This is a genomic window from Lentzea sp. DG1S-22 (assembly GCF_036321065.1).
Classification (GTDB): domain Bacteria; phylum Actinomycetota; class Actinomycetes; order Mycobacteriales; family Pseudonocardiaceae; genus Lentzea; species Lentzea jiangxiensis.
This window is the reverse complement of the sequence record NZ_CP143276.1, coordinates 1,224,451-1,240,480: the sequence shown is the minus strand read 5'-3', so window position 1 is coordinate 1,240,480 and position 16,030 is coordinate 1,224,451. Positions and strand designations below refer to the sequence as shown.

The 16,030-nt window shown below is 68.7% G+C and carries 13 protein-coding genes; 3 read left to right on the top strand and 10 right to left on the bottom strand.

Going from position 1 to position 16,030, the window contains the following annotated elements:
- Positions 1-95: 95 nt before the first annotated feature.
- From V1227_RS05440 to V1227_RS05430, 3 genes are all read left to right on the top strand, one after another.
- A complete protein-coding gene (locus V1227_RS05440) occupies positions 96-620 on the top strand; it encodes an EF-hand domain-containing protein (RefSeq protein ID WP_329791360.1) in 525 nt (174 codons plus the stop codon).
- Between the two features lie 620 nt (positions 621-1,240).
- The gene (locus tag V1227_RS05435) at positions 1,241-3,103 is read left to right on the top strand and encodes a KedN5 family methylcobalamin-dependent radical SAM C-methyltransferase (protein ID WP_329791359.1); all 1,863 of its coding nucleotides are present in this window, start codon (positions 1,241-1,243) and stop codon (positions 3,101-3,103) included.
- A 318-nt stretch (positions 3,104-3,421) separates the two neighbouring features.
- Positions 3,422-4,168, top strand: a complete 747-nt coding sequence (locus V1227_RS05430) for an MBL fold metallo-hydrolase (protein WP_329791358.1) — start codon at positions 3,422-3,424, stop codon at positions 4,166-4,168.
- Positions 4,169-4,289: 121 nt separating this feature from the next.
- Here V1227_RS05430 and V1227_RS05425 read toward each other — a convergent pair whose 3' ends face one another.
- The 10 genes from V1227_RS05425 to epsC all read right to left on the bottom strand — a co-directional run bounded on the left by V1227_RS05425 (position 4,290) and on the right by epsC (position 16,008).
- Positions 4,290-5,270 carry a hypothetical protein gene (locus V1227_RS05425; protein ID WP_329791357.1) on the bottom strand — a complete coding sequence of 327 codons (981 nt, stop codon included), beginning with the start codon at positions 5,268-5,270 and terminating at the stop codon, positions 4,290-4,292.
- Between the two features lie 134 nt (positions 5,271-5,404).
- The gene (locus tag V1227_RS05420) at positions 5,405-6,160 is read right to left on the bottom strand and encodes a class I SAM-dependent methyltransferase (protein WP_329791356.1); all 756 of its coding nucleotides are present in this window, start codon (positions 6,158-6,160) and stop codon (positions 5,405-5,407) included.
- A 228-nt stretch (positions 6,161-6,388) separates the two neighbouring features.
- Entirely contained in the window at positions 6,389-6,610 is a 222-nt protein-coding gene (locus V1227_RS05415) for a tautomerase family protein (RefSeq protein ID WP_329791355.1), read from the bottom strand.
- The gene (locus V1227_RS05410; protein ID WP_329791354.1) at positions 6,598-10,434 is read right to left on the bottom strand and encodes a non-ribosomal peptide synthetase family protein; all 3,837 of its coding nucleotides are present in this window, start codon (positions 10,432-10,434) and stop codon (positions 6,598-6,600) included. Before V1227_RS05410 ends, V1227_RS05415 begins: the two co-directional genes overlap by 13 nt.
- Positions 10,435-10,580: 146 nt before the next feature.
- The gene (locus V1227_RS05405; RefSeq protein WP_329791353.1) at positions 10,581-11,801 is read right to left on the bottom strand and encodes an MFS transporter; all 1,221 of its coding nucleotides are present in this window, start codon (positions 11,799-11,801) and stop codon (positions 10,581-10,583) included.
- Entirely contained in the window at positions 11,798-11,935 is a 138-nt protein-coding gene (locus tag V1227_RS05400) for a hypothetical protein (RefSeq protein WP_236224508.1), read from the bottom strand. Before V1227_RS05400 ends, V1227_RS05405 begins: the two co-directional genes overlap by 4 nt.
- Complete coding sequence (locus V1227_RS05395) at positions 11,932-13,176, bottom strand: ATP-grasp domain-containing protein (protein WP_329791352.1); 1,245 nt, start codon at positions 13,174-13,176, stop codon at positions 11,932-11,934. The genes V1227_RS05400 and V1227_RS05395 overlap by 4 nt, the downstream gene beginning before the upstream one ends.
- On the bottom strand, positions 13,173-14,456 hold the full coding sequence (locus V1227_RS05390) for an ATP-grasp domain-containing protein (RefSeq protein ID WP_329791351.1): 1,284 nt from the start codon (positions 14,454-14,456) through the stop codon (positions 13,173-13,175). The genes V1227_RS05395 and V1227_RS05390 overlap by 4 nt, the downstream gene beginning before the upstream one ends.
- Positions 14,453-15,409 carry a PLP-dependent cysteine synthase family protein gene (locus V1227_RS05385; protein ID WP_329791350.1) on the bottom strand — a complete coding sequence of 319 codons (957 nt, stop codon included), beginning with the start codon at positions 15,407-15,409 and terminating at the stop codon, positions 14,453-14,455. The genes V1227_RS05390 and V1227_RS05385 overlap by 4 nt, the downstream gene beginning before the upstream one ends.
- A complete protein-coding gene (epsC, locus tag V1227_RS05380) occupies positions 15,406-16,008 on the bottom strand; it encodes a serine O-acetyltransferase EpsC (RefSeq protein WP_329791349.1) in 603 nt (200 codons plus the stop codon). The genes V1227_RS05385 and epsC overlap by 4 nt, the downstream gene beginning before the upstream one ends.
- Positions 16,009-16,030: the final 22 nt, after the last annotated feature.

The window sequence follows — 16,030 nt, the reverse complement described above, 5'->3', positions numbered from 1 at the left end:
CCGGCACGCCGGGCGGTATACACGAGGTGGAAGTTGCCCGAGTTCAACCTCGACGAATCGGTGCGAATCACAGCCCGACGACAAGGAGCAGAAGCATGACCTCGGACCTGCAACAGCAAAAGCGCGACATGCTGTTCTCCAAACTCGACAGGAACAACGACGGAGCGATCGACGAGAACGACATCCAGGCGCACATCAAGGGGTTCCTCAGCGATTTCCAAGTGCCGCCGGACTCACCGCAGGCCCGTGACATCCACGAGTCGGGCGCCGATCTGTGGCGGCAGCTGAACCGCGCCGACGCCGACGGCAGCCGGGTGATCACCAGGGAGGAGTACGCCGCGGCGATCGACAACGACATGGTGGAGCAGATCTACGTCTCGATGAACGATTCCTTCTTCAAGATCATCGATTCGGATGGCGACGGCCGGGTCACCGAAGAGGAACTCGCCCAGGCACTGAGGCGGGACGGTATCGCCGGCGGCGACGTGCACGCCGCGTTCCAAAAACTCGACACGGACGGCGACGGACACATCACCAAGGAGGAGTGGAACCGGGCGACGAGGGAGATGCTGCTGAGCTCGGACCCGAATGCCCCCGGCAGCGTGCTGCTCGGCGTGTGACGGACGATCGCCGGCGCGCCGCAGTGGCCCCGTCCTGACTCCTTTCGATCCACCGTCGACAGCCTCCCTTGTCGTCTGGCAGATCCCTGCGTCGTCCTGGTAGATCACCGCAGGGCGCCGCCGAACGGTGTCACCAGGGTGGCCGGTTCCGCTCGGCGACACCCCGGAGTCAAGTTGCGCCGCCGGTCGCGACGGCTCACTGGTGCGACCCGGCGCGCCGGGTGGGTGATGCACGCTTCAGCGGGGCACCGACGGCACCGCCCCGCGCCCGTCCAGCACGAAGGACGCCGGGACAGCACCACGACGCACCCGTCTGAGCGCAATTCGCCCGGCAACGTTCTCCGGCCACGCCGCCGGCCCGTTCCGCCGTCTTCGGAAGGAGGCACCGCCGAGCCCGTGCGCTCGGCGGTGCCTCCGCATGTCGGGAGATCGCGACGACCGAGTGGAACGCACGACGATTCTTTCGACATCGCGGGACGTCGGATCCCGGTCACACCGCCAGACCGGCGCCAAGTGCTTTTCTGCCGAATGCCCGAGGTATGGAGATTCTGATGGCACGAACTGACCGGGTTTCCGTCTTCCTGGTACAACAAGGTGTTTGGGATCTCCCACTGGAGTCCATGCCACTGGCATCCGGGTTCCTGAAGGCCACCGCACTGGACGACGCCCGCCTGCACGGGCGGTGCGACATCAGGATCGTGAATTTCAACGGCGGGGCCACCCTGATGAAGATGGCGCAGGAGGTTTTCGCGAACGATCCTCCGGACGTCATCGCGTTCTCGGTGCTGGGATGGAACTACCGGGACTTCGGCGCGCTCGCGGAGACCTTCAAACAACTCAACCCCGACGGCTGGGTCATCTTCGGCGGCACACACGTGGCGAACCAGGGAGCGCGGACATTCCGCATGCACCCCGACGTCGACGTCGTGGTGAACGGCGAAGGGGAAATGGTGTTCACAGATCTGCTGAACGCCTACCTCGACGGAGCTTCACCCAGGAACCTACCGCTGATCACCGGAATCTCCTACCAGGACTCGGGCGGCGAGGTCGTCACCACGCCACCCAGGGACCGCATCGACGACCTCGACGTGATCCCGTCCCCGTTCCTCACCGGCGCCATCGACCTCACCGACGACGACGGGCGGTTCAAGTACGACGTCGCCCTGATGGAGACGAACCGCGGTTGCCCGTACAAGTGTTCGTTCTGCTATTGGGGAGGAGCCACCGGCCAGCGCATCCGCGCCTTCTCCCGGGAACGACTCCGGGCAGAGCTCGAACTCTTCGCCAAGCACAAGGTGCACACCATCGTGTTGTGCGACGCGAACTTCGGCATCCTGCCGATCGACGCGGAGTTCGTCGACGACATGATCGAGGTCCGAAACCAGTACGGCTATCCGCGCGCACTGGAGACCTCGTGGGCGAAGAACAAGTCCAAGTTGTTCTTCGACATCGTCCGCCGCATGAAGGAAGCCGGTATGCGCAGCTCTTTCACGCTGGCGCTGCAAACCCTCAGCGAGGACGCGCTGAAGACGATGAACCGGCACAACATGAAGGTCAACGAGTGGGAAGACCTCGCCCAGTGGCTCGACCAGGAAGGACTCGACTGCTACGCCGAACTGATCTGGGGAGCGCCCGGTGAGACGGTCGAGTCCTTCATGGAGGGGTACGACCGGCTGTCCCGCCACGTGTCGAGGATCGCCGTCTACCCGCTGCACCTGTTGCCCAACACCAGCTACGCCGGGAAGAAGGACGAGTACGGCATCGTCACGGTCCGCGGCGACCGGGACGACTTCGAGTACGTCCTTTCCCACGACACCATGACCTTGGAGGACAACCGGCTCGTCAAGCGGTTTCTCTTCTGGGCACGGGTGATGGCGGAGAACGCCGTGCTGCGTCACACGTGGGTGGGCCTGCGGGAACTCGCCGACATCAAGCAGTCGGAGGTGATGCGCGACCTGGACGCGTGGATTGCCGCAACGGACGCCCCCGCGGCGGACCCGCTGCGCGCCGCGGTCCTGAGGGCCTCAACCGACGACCGCGCCTACGGTGACGCCGTCAAGTACCTGCTGGGCGACCCGAGCGCGAAACGACTGCTGGAAAGGTGGTGGACGGAGTCCGTGCGCCCCTCACTGGCCACCGAGCACGCCGAGGTGCTCGACGCGATCTTCCGCTACGACATCCTGACCCAACCCGCTTACCACAGCACAGAAGCAGCGGAACCCGCCGAGCGGCTGCCGGTGGTCGAGCTGCACGGCACGGAGTACTTCGTGCGCAAGGATGTCGAGTTCGAGTACGACGTGCCCTCCATCATCGAAAAGGTTCGCCTCGGCTCCCGCGACCTGCCAGAGCCAGGGCGCTGGAAGTCGGACCTCTACTACCGAGTGGGGGCGGAGGACTTCATCGGATCGACCAACCACGAGGAGATCGTCTACTTCATGGGCATGACACCGGCCGAGGTCCGCGCCGGCTCCGCTGCTCGCTGAGGCGCGCCGCGGACTCCCCAGTGTTCCGCCGGAAGCATCGCAGTCCGCACGCAGCTCGACGAAGTCGCGCCCAGGCTTACCGCAGCCGAAGCAGAGCGGGTCGGCTGGCCGGAGTGGACAACGAGCCGGCACGTCCCGATCAGCGCCACCGCGATCCAGCATCGTCCGCAGCAATCGTGTCCGCCGTCCTGACTAGTTCACACCGAAGGGGTCCTCGGAACGACCTGAACTGCACGGCACAGTTGGGCCTCAGCGCTTCCGGGAGCAGGTGACACAACCAGATCTGGCAGCTCCGAACTCGAATGGCATGCTGCTCGGATGCGGCAGATCACCGTACTGGGCAGTTGCGGCGCATTCCCCGAGCCCGGTCGAGCGTGCAGCGGGTTCTTGGTGGACTGGGACGGATACCGACTGGTGCTCGATCTCGGCTACGCCACGCTGCCTCGTCTGCTCGCCCGCTGCCCGGATGGCGCGGTGGACGCTGTGGTCATCACCCACGAGCACCCCGATCACTGCATCGACCTGCACGGACTGTTCCGCATACGCCTCTACGGCGGTCCACGCGAACCGCAGGTGCCGTTGTACTGCCCGCCCGGGGTTCTCGCCCGGCTCAGCGGCCTGGAGCCGGAGGTGGACCTGCGCACGATCTTCGAGGTGCACCCCCTGCCCGGCGCCTACCGGGTCGGCCCGTTCGCCCTGACCAGTGTGCCGCTGCCGCACTTCGTGCCCAACGCCGGCGTCCGACTGCAGGCCGACGGGACGACCCTCGCCTACACCGGAGACACCGGTCCCGACTCGTTGCTGGCCGAACTCGGCCGGGACGCCGACCTGTTCATCGTCGAGGCCACCGATCGGGACGGCGAGCCCAACCGGCCGGTGCGCAACCTGATGACCTCGGCTGAGGCGGGGCGATGGGCCCAACTCGCCGGCGCGCGCCGGCTCCTGCTCACCCACTTCTGGCCGGGCACCGATCGGATGGCCTCAGTGGCCGCCGCGCGGGTCGAGTTCGGTGGCGATGTGCTGGCAGCGGAGGAAGATCTCACCATCTCCCTCACCACCGACTGAACACCGACCTCGGTCGGCAGCACTTCTCCCCGCCGCCGCTCGTTCGGTTCGCCATGAGCGGGGCTTCAGCTCAACCAGAACATCCGCACATGCCGCTGCTGGGATGGCTGGCTGAACGCAGTCAGACGTTGTGCCGTTCCTGCACAGTGCGATAGAGCTCTTCGAGGGCTTCCGTGATGACCTCGAGGGCCTTCGGCTCCGCGACGAGAGTGCGGGCTGGGATGGTGGGTCTCTTCCGCCATCCAGCGGCTCGCGCGGCTGCAACCTGGTCGGCCAGGCCCGGAATTTCCGCCAGTCGGCTGGCGAACTGTTCCATGACCGACTCGTCGACGCCCCGGCCACCCTTGTGGATCCACTCGAAGTTGATTGCCCAGCCTGATCCACCGTTCGGCGCACCGGTGAGGTAGAAAGACCACGGCTGCAGCGTCTGCGAGCCCGCAGGGATCTGCGCGGTCATCGAGGGACGCGCTCCTTCACCCCAGTACATCCAGGCGCCTGTTGCCGAGGTCCGGGAGTGCTCGAAGAGAGCTCGCGCCGCGTCGGCCAACCGAACGTCGGCTTCCATGAGAGCGCTGAAGAAATCGTCCTCGGTCCACTTCGACCTCTGCGTCGTAGCGCTCGCTCGGACCTTCTTGCCCCAATTGTTGGGCTGAACCACCAAGGTGAACAACGGCGCTGGCGGCGACGTCCCGATCCTTACGACTTCTATGCGAACTCCGAAGAACCGAGTGTGTTCATCGGTCCGCTCGTTCAGCCATTCGAGTGCCGCACGGTGCTCCTCGCGAAAGGACGTCGCCAGCCATAGGACGTTGGCCGGATCAGTGCCGCCGGCGTAGGTCAGGATCTGACCAAGATGGTTGTGATCGCTGGGCTCGAGTTGGTTCTCCACGATGACGCGGTCGCCGGTGGCGGTGTCGACCCCGATGAGATCAAGACTGAAGCCGCCAACCCTGTGCTCGGCTGCCTCGAGTCTGAGATCCATGCCCACGGCCTCGGACAGGGCTTCCGCGTTGGCCAGCAGCCAAGGAGTGAAGTCCCGTGCCTCGTATGTCCACACGTCACGCGGATTCACAGGCTCAAGGCGGCCAAGAGCGTTGATCACGCTCACAGCGTAGGCCACTGGCGCGGCACGGTCGAGGCTGCCTCGAGCACCGCGAGACGCTGTCATGCCGATGAGAGGACGCAAGCCTCCTGGTTGCAACCGCGCGGTCCGGCCACGGACTGAGAGCCCGTTGGCTACACCTTGCCCGCCACCACCATGTAGTTCTCGGCCTCGAGGTTGAACGTGCTCATTTCCGTCCGGAGTCCGACCCGGTGCAGCTCGGCTTCGAGTTCTTCGTATCGGTAGGGCCAGCTCGACAGCAGTTCCGAGCGGGCAAGAACCGACCCAGCCGTACCTACTTGCGCGACCGCGATCTCGATGTGGTGCTCGTCCTCCCAGTTCGGCGCAATGTCCCAGCGGTAGACCACGACGGCATCGCGACCGTTCCGGCGGACGAGTCGGTCGCTGATGTCCAGCCGGGAACCTCTGGCCCTGACGAGCTCCCACGTGCGGGAGGTGAGCACCAAGCGCCCGCCACGGCGCAGAAGCCGTGACATCGACTCCAGAGCAGCAACTCTGCCTCGCGCGCCCTCGGCATGGTGCAGCGAGTTGCCGACGCAGAACACCATGTCGAAGGTGTCGTCATCGAACTGGTCGGGCAACTCCTGCCAGTCCGCCCGCACTGTCCGGACAGATGCCCTGAACTCCTCGGACAACTCCGCGGTCCGACGAACCATCGCTTCGCTGGCGTCAGTTGCGACAACGTGCATGCCAAGACCGGCGAGGCCAACCGCCAACTGTCCGGTCCCGCACGAACAATCGAGGACGTGAGCGTTCGACGGCAGGAGACTGAGGACGTCGTCGAACGACGCAGCGAACTCGGCCGGAGTCAGCTTCGCATCCGAGATGAGCCACTCGTACACCTCGGCAAGCGCGTTGTAGCCACTCACACCTACTACCTCCGTCACGCGGCAGACTCACGGTGGCCATCAGTACATCAGCGGGGCAAGTCGGTCACCAATGGTTTTCACAAGGGCAACGCGTCCGCGCATGCCGCCGAGCGGGCGCGGCAGCCTCGGTCAAGTGAAGCCGACAGGCCTTGGGAGCACGGGATCAGGAGACGCCGAACGGCCTGTCGCCGAGGTCGTCGACAGGCCGTTCGCAACGCGGGGCGAGCGTCAGTACCGCGGCTGTTTGAGCAACGAGTCCCGCCCGGCGATCTCGGGCTGGTACACCTGCTCGTCCCAAGCCTCGGCCGGCACCGGCTGCAGCGCGATCGAGACGACGTCGTCCGGGCACCCGAAGGCCTCGGTGATGGCCGAGGTCAGCGCGGTCGACAACGCGGCCGACCGCTCCGGGGAGAGCGTGGCGGGGAAGTGCTTGATGGTCACGTGCGGCATCGAGGGCCTCCTTGGACGGAACGGATGTGTTCGACGAGCGTGTCGACGAGCGGAAGGCGGAGCATCCCGTAGTGGTCCGCCGGCACGTCCACGAAGGACACCGAGGCGCGCACCGCCGGGCGCTCGATGAACGACGGCTGGTCGCCCACAGCGCGGAACACGGTGACGGGGGCCGCGATCGCGCGCATCGCCAGGTCGCGGTCGGTGTGGTCGAAGCGGTACGTCTGGTGCACCACGCGCGCGATCCGGCGGACCAGTTCCGGGTCCAGGTCCAGACGTGAGCTGACGAACGCGGTGAACGTGGCCTCGTCCCGTGTCGCGCGCAGGCACTCTTCCAGCAGGTCGCCGGAGACGGCGCCCGCGAAGACCGAGAACAGGATCGTGACGTAGTCGCGGCTGCGCCAGCTCGGTGTCCGGTCGGTGCCGCCGGCCCTCGGGTTGCCCGGCGCGATCAGGAAGAGCTGTTCCACGCGCTCTCCGTCCCGCTCGAGTTGGCGGGTGGCCTCGAAGGCGACACGCGCGCCGAACGAGTAGCCCCACAGCGTGTACGGGCCCTGGGGTTGTCTGCGGCGCATCAACTCCAGGTCGCGGGCGGCCATCTCGGCGATCGACGGGTACGCGGTCTCGCCGGCGTTCACACCGTGGGCCTGCACGCCGTAGAACGGGCGGCCTGCTCGCGCGGCCAGCTGCCGCAGGTTCATCGGGTAGCCGCCGAGGCCCGGCCAGCAGTACACGGGTTCGAGGTTGCCCGCGGCGGAAAGCCTGACGAGCCTGGACGTCGTGTCCGCGGTGCCGCCCTCCACCACCTTCGCCAGGGCCTCGACAGTCGGTGCGTCGAACAGCACCTGCAGTGGCAGGGTCAGGCCGAAGTCCCGGTTGATGCGGTTCACGAGGCCCACCGCCAGCAGTGAGTTGCCGCCCGCGGCGAAGAAGTCGGTCCGCACCGAGACCGCCTCGACCTTCATGAGCCTGCCCCACATCTCACCGATGCGGCGTTCGGACTCGGTGCGCGGTTCGACCACCGGCTGGTCGGAGAAGTCGGCGGCGGCGAGGTCCGACCCGGCCAGGGAGCGCGTGTCGATCTTGCCGTTCGCGGTGTGCGGCAGGCGGTCGAGCACGATCACCTTGTTCGGCATCATGTAGTCCGGCAGGAACGAACGCAGGTCGTCGCGGATCAGCTCGGTCGGCCCCTTCATGTGCACCGCGTCCTCCTTCATGCCGCGGTGGCGGATCTGCTCCTCGCTGACCTTGCCGCCGATGAAGAAGTACGACGGGCCCACCGGCAGTCCCCGCTCGTCCAGCAACGCCGTGAGCCGGCGGTGCGAGGGCAGGTCGTGACCGCTCTTCGAGCTGTAGCCGGAGGACATGAGTCCCAGGCCGCGCACCGCCTGGTAGCGGTGCAGCACCCGGCCGAGCTCCAGGTAGGAGAGCCAGTCCTGGCCGGTGCGGCTGACCAGCGCGACGCCGAACGCGGCGCGTTCGTAGGCCTGCTGGTTGATGGCGATGACGTGCCTGCGTTCGATCACGCCGTCCGCGACTCGCTTGAAACCGTCGTCCTCGAACCGGTAGAGGCCTGCCGGCAGACCGGGGACGCGGTCGCCGTGCGCCTGCACGTACACGTCCATGGGTTCCTCGGCCGGTTCCGGGTGCGCGGGCACGAAGTCGAACGCGCCCAGGTAGTAGTCCTCGGAGGCGCATTCGAGGTGCGCCATGACCTCGGGTGCGTGCCCGGCAGCGCGGACGGTCAGCCCGTGCTCCGGCAGGATCTGCTCGAACAGGCCGACCATGTGCCCCGCCTCGATCTCCAGGACCTCGAGGATGTTGGTGCGGTACACCGGTTCGATGGCTCGCCGCCTGCCGACGAAGTGCACGCGGGCGCGCTGGCGCGGACCAGCCGTCTTCGGCTGGATGAGGTACAACCGGTGCTCGACCGGGTGGTAGTAGTAGAACCCCGGTTCCAGGCCGAACAAGCCGTCGACCTCCAGGTACAGCTGGGTGGCGTAGAGCGAGCCCGGCGAGGCGTACCCGTACTTGGGCAGCAGCCGCTTGACGCTGTGGAACTGCCCGAAGTACCGCATGATGCGGCCGAACTCCTGCTGCCCCACCGACGCCGGGTCACGGGAGGTGGTGGCGGCCGTCCGCGTCCGCAGCAGCTCCAAGACGTCGTCGCTGGAGACGGTGCCGCCCTCGTAGAAGCGGTAGGTCTTGCGGGCGAACACCGTGCGGCGCTGCAACGCCGTCGGCTCGCGGCCGGGCAGGTCCAGCACCGGCTTGCCGCTCAGCTCGCCGGACTCCCGGCACCCCAGGTTGGACAGCTGCGCGCGCAGCTGCACCCGGCCTTCCTTGGACTGGTGGTGGGCGCCGTGGCTGCCCTGGTCCATCAGGGCGGCCTCCTTGGGGTTCAGCTCGACGAACGCAACGAGGTTCTGGAACCCGGTGCGCGGGTCGTCGCGCACCACAACGGCCGCGTGCTTGATCCACTCGTGCGTCTCCAGCGCCAGGCGCACCTCGTCGAGCTCGACCCGGAACCCGCGCAGCTTCACCTGGTTGTCAGTGCGGCCGACGAACACCGCTGTGCCGTCGGGGTTCCAGTAGGCCAGGTCGCCGGTGCGGTACAACCGGGGCGAACCGAAGTCGGCGTGGAACGGGTTGTCCACGAACCGGTCCGCGGTCAGGTCCGGCTTGCCGATGTAGCCGCGCGCGAGCTGCCGCCCGCCGATGTACAGCTCACCGATCTCGCCGACGGCGACCGGTCCTCGATCGCCGTCCAGGACGTAGTACTGCGTGTTGTGCACCGGTGTGCCGATCGGCACGGTCGGCGGCCCGTCCGCGACCACGGCCGGGTCCACCCGGTGCGAGGACGAGTTGATCGTGCACTCGGTGGGTCCGTAGAGGTTGACCAGCTCGCGATCGGGCAGCTCGGCGAAGAACTGCTGGGCGAGTGAACGGGAGAGCGCCTCACCGCCGCAGAAGACCTGCTGGAGCGTCGTGCACTCGGTGATCCGCTCCGTGTCCACAATGGCCTGCAGCAGTGTCGGCACGCACTGCAGCGTCGTCACGCCGTGCGCCTTGATGGTGTCCACGAGCGCGTCGGGGTCGCGGTACACGCCGGGCGCGCCCATGACCACGGTGCTGCCGCAGGCGGACGCCAGGATCTCCCACTGGGCCGCGTCGAAGCTCATCGGTGTCTTCTGCAGCACGACACGGCGGTGGTCGATGCCGTGCGTCTCGGCGAGCCAGCACATCTGGTTGACGATCGCCCGGTGCTCGATCATCGCGCCCTTGGGCTTGCCCGTGCTGCCGGACGTGTAGATCACGTAGGCGAGATCTCCCGGCGAGGGTGGCACCGGCTGGCCCGCAGGGGTGTCGATGTCGTCGAGCACGACGACGGTGGTCTGCGGCGGCACCATGCGGCGCAGCTTCCCGGCGAGCTCCCGCTGCGTGAGGACGAGGTCGCCGCCGAAGTCCTCGACCATGTACCGGAGGCGGTCCTCCGGGTACTCCGGCGCGAGCGGGAGGTAGGCGCCGCCCGCGTGCAGCACTCCCCACGCGCCCACGATCAGATCGGACGACGGGTGCACGAAGAGTCCGACGCAGTCGTCTTCGCGCACACCCAGGTTCCTCAGGTGGGCGCCCACGGCCGTGGCCCGTGCCGAGAGCTCCGTGAACGTCAGCCGCTCGTCGCCGTGTACCACCGCGATGTCCTGGCCGCGCCGGCGCACCTGCTCGTCGAGCAGGTCCACCAGCGTCCGGTCCGGCACGTCCCGCAGGGTCCGGTTGAACTCCCGCGTGTGCGCATCGGCGTCCAGCAAGGCGCGTTTCACGTCGACCCCCTTCGTTGCAGCGGCCCTTCTCCCTGTCAGGTTCAGAAAGAACGCTGTCGAAGCGCTATCGGTCCGGTAAGGACGGCGGAGAAGCGAGAACGCCCGGCGGATGAACCCACCGGGCGTTCTCAGTCCACAAAGGATTTTCAGGCCGGTTGCGGCACCGGGACCGCGATGCGCACCGCCTCCTGCGGCAGCCTGGGTTCCAGGCGCACCAAGGCCAGCGCGGACGCGGTCACGCCCGCGGCCAACACGAGCCACATGCCCGTCGCCGAGAACGTCATCAACCACGTCAGGACCGCCGGCGCCAGGGCGGTCGGGATCGCCCAGGAGAACTGGTACACCGACAGATGACGCCCGCGCGTCTCGGTCGGTGCCGCGGAGGACACCAGCGCCGAGGCGGTCGCCCCGTGCATCAGCTCTCCCAGCGTGAACAACGCCGTGGCGGCGAACGCGCCCACGAGCAGCACGGCGGTCGACGACGACACCACCCCGAGCGCGGCGAACACGACGAACGACACACCGATCACCGCCGCACCCGCCGCCGTGGTCCTGGTGCGCTGGTACCGCACCAGGTAACGGGTGACCGGGATCTGCAGCAACGCGATCCCGATGGTGTTCACCGCGTACAACGTGCCCACGAGACCGGTCGGCGCACCGAGCTGCGTGGTGATGTACACCGGCAACGCCACCGCCAGCACCATGTACCCGAAGGCGACCGGCACGTTCAGCGCGGTCAGGAGCATGAACGGCCGGTTCGCGAGCACCGTCCGGTACCCGCCGCGCGCCGGGGTTCTCACCCTGGGCGCCGCCGGCCGGTACCTGATGGAACCGACGATCACCGCCGCCAGCACGAACGCGAGGCCCGTGCCGACCACGACCACCTGGTACGCCGCGTCACTGCCGAGCGTCAGCGCGCCGGCCGCGACCAGACCGCCCGCACCGAGGCCCGCGTTGCGCAGACTCCGTTGTGCGGCGAGCAGCTTGTCCCGTTCTGCGCCTTGGGCGATGTCGGCCACCAGCGACTGGATCGACGGGGAGAACGATCCGTCGCCCACCGCCACCAGGGCTACGGCGAGGAACATGCCGAGCGCCGAGTCCACGAACGGGTAGAGCCCGAACCCGAACGCCCGCACCAGGTACCCGCCGACGACCACACTGCGCGCGCCGAACCGGTCGACGAGCACCCCGGCGATCGGGTTGCCCACCAAGGCGAACAGCGCGCCCGCTGTCATCAGCACGCCGACCCGTTCGATCGACAGCCCGGTGATGTGGTGGAAGTACAGCAGGGACAACGGCAGGTACATGCCCGCACCGGTCGCGTCGACGACCATCCCGGTCAGGTACCGGGTACGCCAGCCGTTCATCGCCGGTCCTTCCTCCGCTGTTCGGGAATCCGCGCGGCGGGCCGCTCGACGCGGGCGCCGCTCGGGTTGGCGGCGACGAGCACCAGGTCGACGGATGTGAGGACGTCCATCTCCGGCAGAGTGTGCTTCTTCACGACGATCCCTCCTGGACTACGCGGGTCTGGGTCTCGAACCTGGCCCCGAGCGCGCGCAGGCGGGACTCCGCCTCCGCCCGGTCGGCGCCGGTGGCCACGGCGGCGAGCAGGAAGTCCGCGGACCCCGCCGCCGGTGGGATGACGTCGCCGACGGCCGCGTAGCGCCAGAACCGCGCCAACCAGGGTTCGACGACCGCCGACGGCAGCGCCTCCACGAGACCCGGCCGCTTCATCATCAGCACCTGCCCGGACATCCGGGCGGGGACGGGCGGAGGACCGCCGGCGAGGGTGTCGGCGAGCAGCGGCAGGGACAGGCCCAGTTGCGCGCGGGTCACGTACTCGCCGTGGTTGATGCCGAAGATCGCGGCACCGACCTCGCGGATCTTGGCCCCACCGGTCCTGGCCGCGATCTCGCACACCACGAGCCGGTCGTCGGGCGTGTGGAACACCTCGGCGTGGAAGGCGTGCTCGAGGTGCCGGTCCGACGTCCGCAACGCGGTGACGGCTCGCCCGGTCAGCTCCAGCAGCCGCACCGACAACGGGTCCGTCACGTCGAGCGTCAGGTCGACGCGCGCACCCGGATCGGAGCCGAACGACGAGAGCGAGTACTGGTACTGCGACGCCCACTCCAGCACGACGCGCCCGCCGACGACCAAGCCGTCGACGTGGCACATCCGGCCCGGCACGAACGCCTCCACGAGCGCCGGACCGCGGAGCTCCAGCGGCTCCGAGCCGTGCAGCACGCGCAGGCCGATCGAGTTGAACCCGGCGACGTCCTTGACGACGACCGGGAACCCGTTCTCCCCGGCGAACTCCCACACCTGCGCCGCGCTCGAGACCACGGCGTGGCGTGCGACCTCGATCCCGGCGGCGACGAGCATCCGCTTCATGACCGACTTGTCCCGGTACGGCACGGTGTCCGCGGTCCACGCGCCCGCGAGACCCAGTTTCTCACGCACCCGCGCCGCAACCAGCAGATCGGCCTCGTGGTGCGCGACGACGTGGGTCACCTCGAACTTCACGGCCAGCGTCAGCGCCCGGTCGAACACGAACTCCTCGTCGTGGAAGTCCGGCACGACCTCGAGGTGGGCCAGCCCCAGGTGATCGGCGGGAACCTCCTCCCCCGCACCGGTGATGCGGTCACGAGCGGCGAGGACGACGACGTCGTCGTCGTACCCGGACAGCCAGTGGCGGTACGGGAACGGTTCGAACGGGTTGCGGTGGATGATCAGCACGCTCATGCCGGCACCGCCTCGGCGATCTCGGCGGCACCCGCGCGCACGACGGTGCCGTCCTCGGTCTCGACCTGGATGTCGATCACCGACTCGATCAGCCTGGCGCCGTTCGCGACGGCGTCGTCGGCGTCGAGGCCGGTGACCGCGACCAGCCCGAGCCGGTCCCAGTTGTCCCGCAGTGCGCGGACCTCGTCGCCGGGCTTGGCGCTCACCCGGACCACCAGGGCCACGGGTGCGGCGGCAGCGGCCTCGACACCCGAGACCGACAGGACGCGGCCGGGCGTTCCGACGACGAACCGGGTGCTCGCGCCCGCGCGGGCCACGGGCCGTTCCGGGAGTTCCGGGACGAGACCGAACGGCCAGCCGACCGAGTACGCGACCAGGTCGATCCCGTAGGCGCCCTCGACCAGGTCCGTGATGGCGTCACCGGCGACCCGGTTGTGGCTCTCGATCACCGCCACCCCGCGCGAGCCGACCCGGACCTCGGTGTGCGCGACACCGTCGCGCAACCCCATGGTGGTCAGGAACCGCGGCACCTCCGCCCGGATCAGTTCCTCGTCGGCCGCGCTCATCCGCGCCGGCACGACGTGCCCGACCTCCGCGAAAGACCGGGGCTCGACCCACTTCTCCGTCACCGCGACCACGACGTGGCGCCCGTTGAAGCTGAACGTCTCGACGCTGTACTCCTCGCCGTCGATGTACCGCTCCATCAGGAACTCGCCCAGCAGGAACAGCGTCGAGACGCGGTCGGTGCGAGTCCCGCGAAGGCGGGTCACGTGCTCCCACGCGCGCTCGAGCTCATCCGGCCCGTCGACCTTCAGCACCCCGATCCCGGCGGTCGCGTCCGTCGGCTTGACGATGAACGGGAAGCCGTGGCGCGCCGCGTAGGCGTCGAGGTCACCGCGCTCGGCCAACGACGCCGCCGGCACCGCCGCGGGGTCGTGCAGCGCCAGATGTGCCCGCATGGCGAGCTTGTCGCGGAACAGCCGGGTGACCGCGAGACCGGTGCCGCCCAGACCGAACCTGTCGTTGATCCGCCCGGCGTTGTCGAGGCCCGGTTCGGTCAGTGACAACGCGACGTCGAAGCCGTGGACGTCCCACAGTTCCTCGGCCACCGGCTCGACCGCGGACCAGCTCGTGAAGTCGACGATCCGGACGGCGTCGGCGGCCGCCTCCTGGATCGCCGAGATCTTGGTCGGGTGCTGCAGGAGCAGCACCGTGACGCCGAGCTCCTTCGCTTTGACGACCGTGTCGTCCGTACCTCCGACCAGCAGCAGAGTGCTCATCGGTCAGCTCCCCTCGTGATGCCGGCCGACGTCAGCACGCTCAGGTAGCGCTCACCGGTGTCGGGCAGGATGGTGACGATCGTCTTGCCTTCGTTCTCCGGCCTCTCGGCGACGCGCAGCGCCCCGAAAGCGGCGGCACCGGACGAGATCCCGGCGAGCACGCCGGCCTGCCGGGCCAGCCACAGCGCGGTGTTCGCGGCCTCCTGGTCGGTGACCGTCAGCACGTCGTCGATCAGCGCGACGTCCGTCGTGTCGGCGACGAACCCGCCGTTGAGGCCGGGGATGGCATGGCTGCCCGCGTACCCCCTCGACAGCAGCGGGGACCCTTCCGGTTCCACGCCGACGGCCTGCACCAGCGGGTTGCGGGACTTGAGGTAGGCCGCGGTGCCGCAGAGCGTGCCGCCCGTGCCGATGCCGGCGACGAGGACGTCGACGGCGCCCGCGGTGTCGGCCCAGATCTCCGGCCCGGTGGACTCGAAGTGCGCGGCCGGGTTGTCGGGGTTGGCGTGCTGCTGCGGGAACCACGAGCCGGGCGTCGCCTCGTGCAGTTCCCTGGCCCGATCGATGCAGCCCTGGTAGCGGAGCTCGGCCGGAGTCAGCACCACCCGCGCGCCCAGTGCCTCGAGCAGTCCGATGCGCTCGCGGGTGGCGTTGTCGGGCAGCACGATGACGCACCGGTAGCCGCGTGCGGCGCTCAACGCGGCCAGCGCGATCCCGGTGTTGCCGGACGTCGCCTCGATGACGGTGCCGGATCCGGGGGTGAGCAGGCCGTCGCGTTCGGCGCCGCGCAGCATCCACAGCGCCGCCCGGTCCTTGACGCTGGAGCCGGGGTTGGCCGACTCGAGCTTGGCGAGCACCGTCGCGTTCGCGGTGGGCAGCCGCAGCAGAGGTGTGTTGCCGACCAGCTCGTCGATCGACTCGGCGACCCGCGGGGTGCCCAGGGTCGTGGTCATGACGCCGCCCTCCGAAGGGTGTGGCCGGTGGACACCGCCGCCGTCGGCGCGAGCGCCGCGGCACGGCCGGGCACGTCGGCGACGACGAGAGCGCAGGCCCCGATGACGGCGTCGTCGCCGACGCTGATCGGGCCGAGCACGGTGGCACCCGTGCCGAGAACGACGTTCCTGCCGATCACGGGATGCCTGCGTTCGCCGGACGGGCGCAGGTTGTCGCGCCACCAGCCGACTGCGCCGAGCGTCACCTGGTGGTAGATCGTGACGTCGTCGCCGACGACGGCCGTCTCCCCGATGACGACGGCCGTGCCGTGGTCGATGAACACCCGGCGGCCGAGCCTCGCGCCGGGATGGATCTCCACCCCGGTCGTGGCACGCACGAGCAGCATCAGCGTGCGTGCGGTCCGCCGAAGCCCGCGGTTGTGCAGGAGATGCGCGACGCGATGGGCCCACATCGCGGGCAGCGCCGGGTGCAGCAGTCCTTCCACGTGGCCGCGGATCGATGGATCCCGTTCGACCACGGTGTCCCAGTCTTCACCGCACAGGCGCAGCAGTCCGAGCTCGGTGCCCGGCGCCGGCGCGGCTGTGGTGACCCGCTCCATATGAGGGCCTCCTCCCATCCGT

Coding starts and splice junctions, on each gene's coding strand:
- V1227_RS05440 (WP_329791360.1), top strand. CDS start 96: ATGACCTCGGACCTGCAACAGCAAAAGCGCGACATGCTGTTCTCCAAA.
- V1227_RS05435 (WP_329791359.1), top strand. CDS start 1,241: ATGCCACTGGCATCCGGGTTCCTGAAGGCCACCGCACTGGACGACGCC.
- V1227_RS05430 (WP_329791358.1), top strand. CDS start 3,422: ATGCGGCAGATCACCGTACTGGGCAGTTGCGGCGCATTCCCCGAGCCC.
- V1227_RS05415 (WP_329791355.1), bottom strand. CDS start 6,610: ATGCCGCACGTGACCATCAAGCACTTCCCCGCCACGCTCTCCCCGGAG.
- V1227_RS05405 (WP_329791353.1), bottom strand. CDS start 11,801: ATGAACGGCTGGCGTACCCGGTACCTGACCGGGATGGTCGTCGACGCG.
- V1227_RS05395 (WP_329791352.1), bottom strand. CDS start 13,176: ATGAGCGTGCTGATCATCCACCGCAACCCGTTCGAACCGTTCCCGTAC.
- V1227_RS05390 (WP_329791351.1), bottom strand. CDS start 14,456: ATGAGCACTCTGCTGCTGGTCGGAGGTACGGACGACACGGTCGTCAAA.
- V1227_RS05385 (WP_329791350.1), bottom strand. CDS start 15,409: ATGACCACGACCCTGGGCACCCCGCGGGTCGCCGAGTCGATCGACGAG.
- epsC (WP_329791349.1), bottom strand. CDS start 16,008: ATGGAGCGGGTCACCACAGCCGCGCCGGCGCCGGGCACCGAGCTCGGA.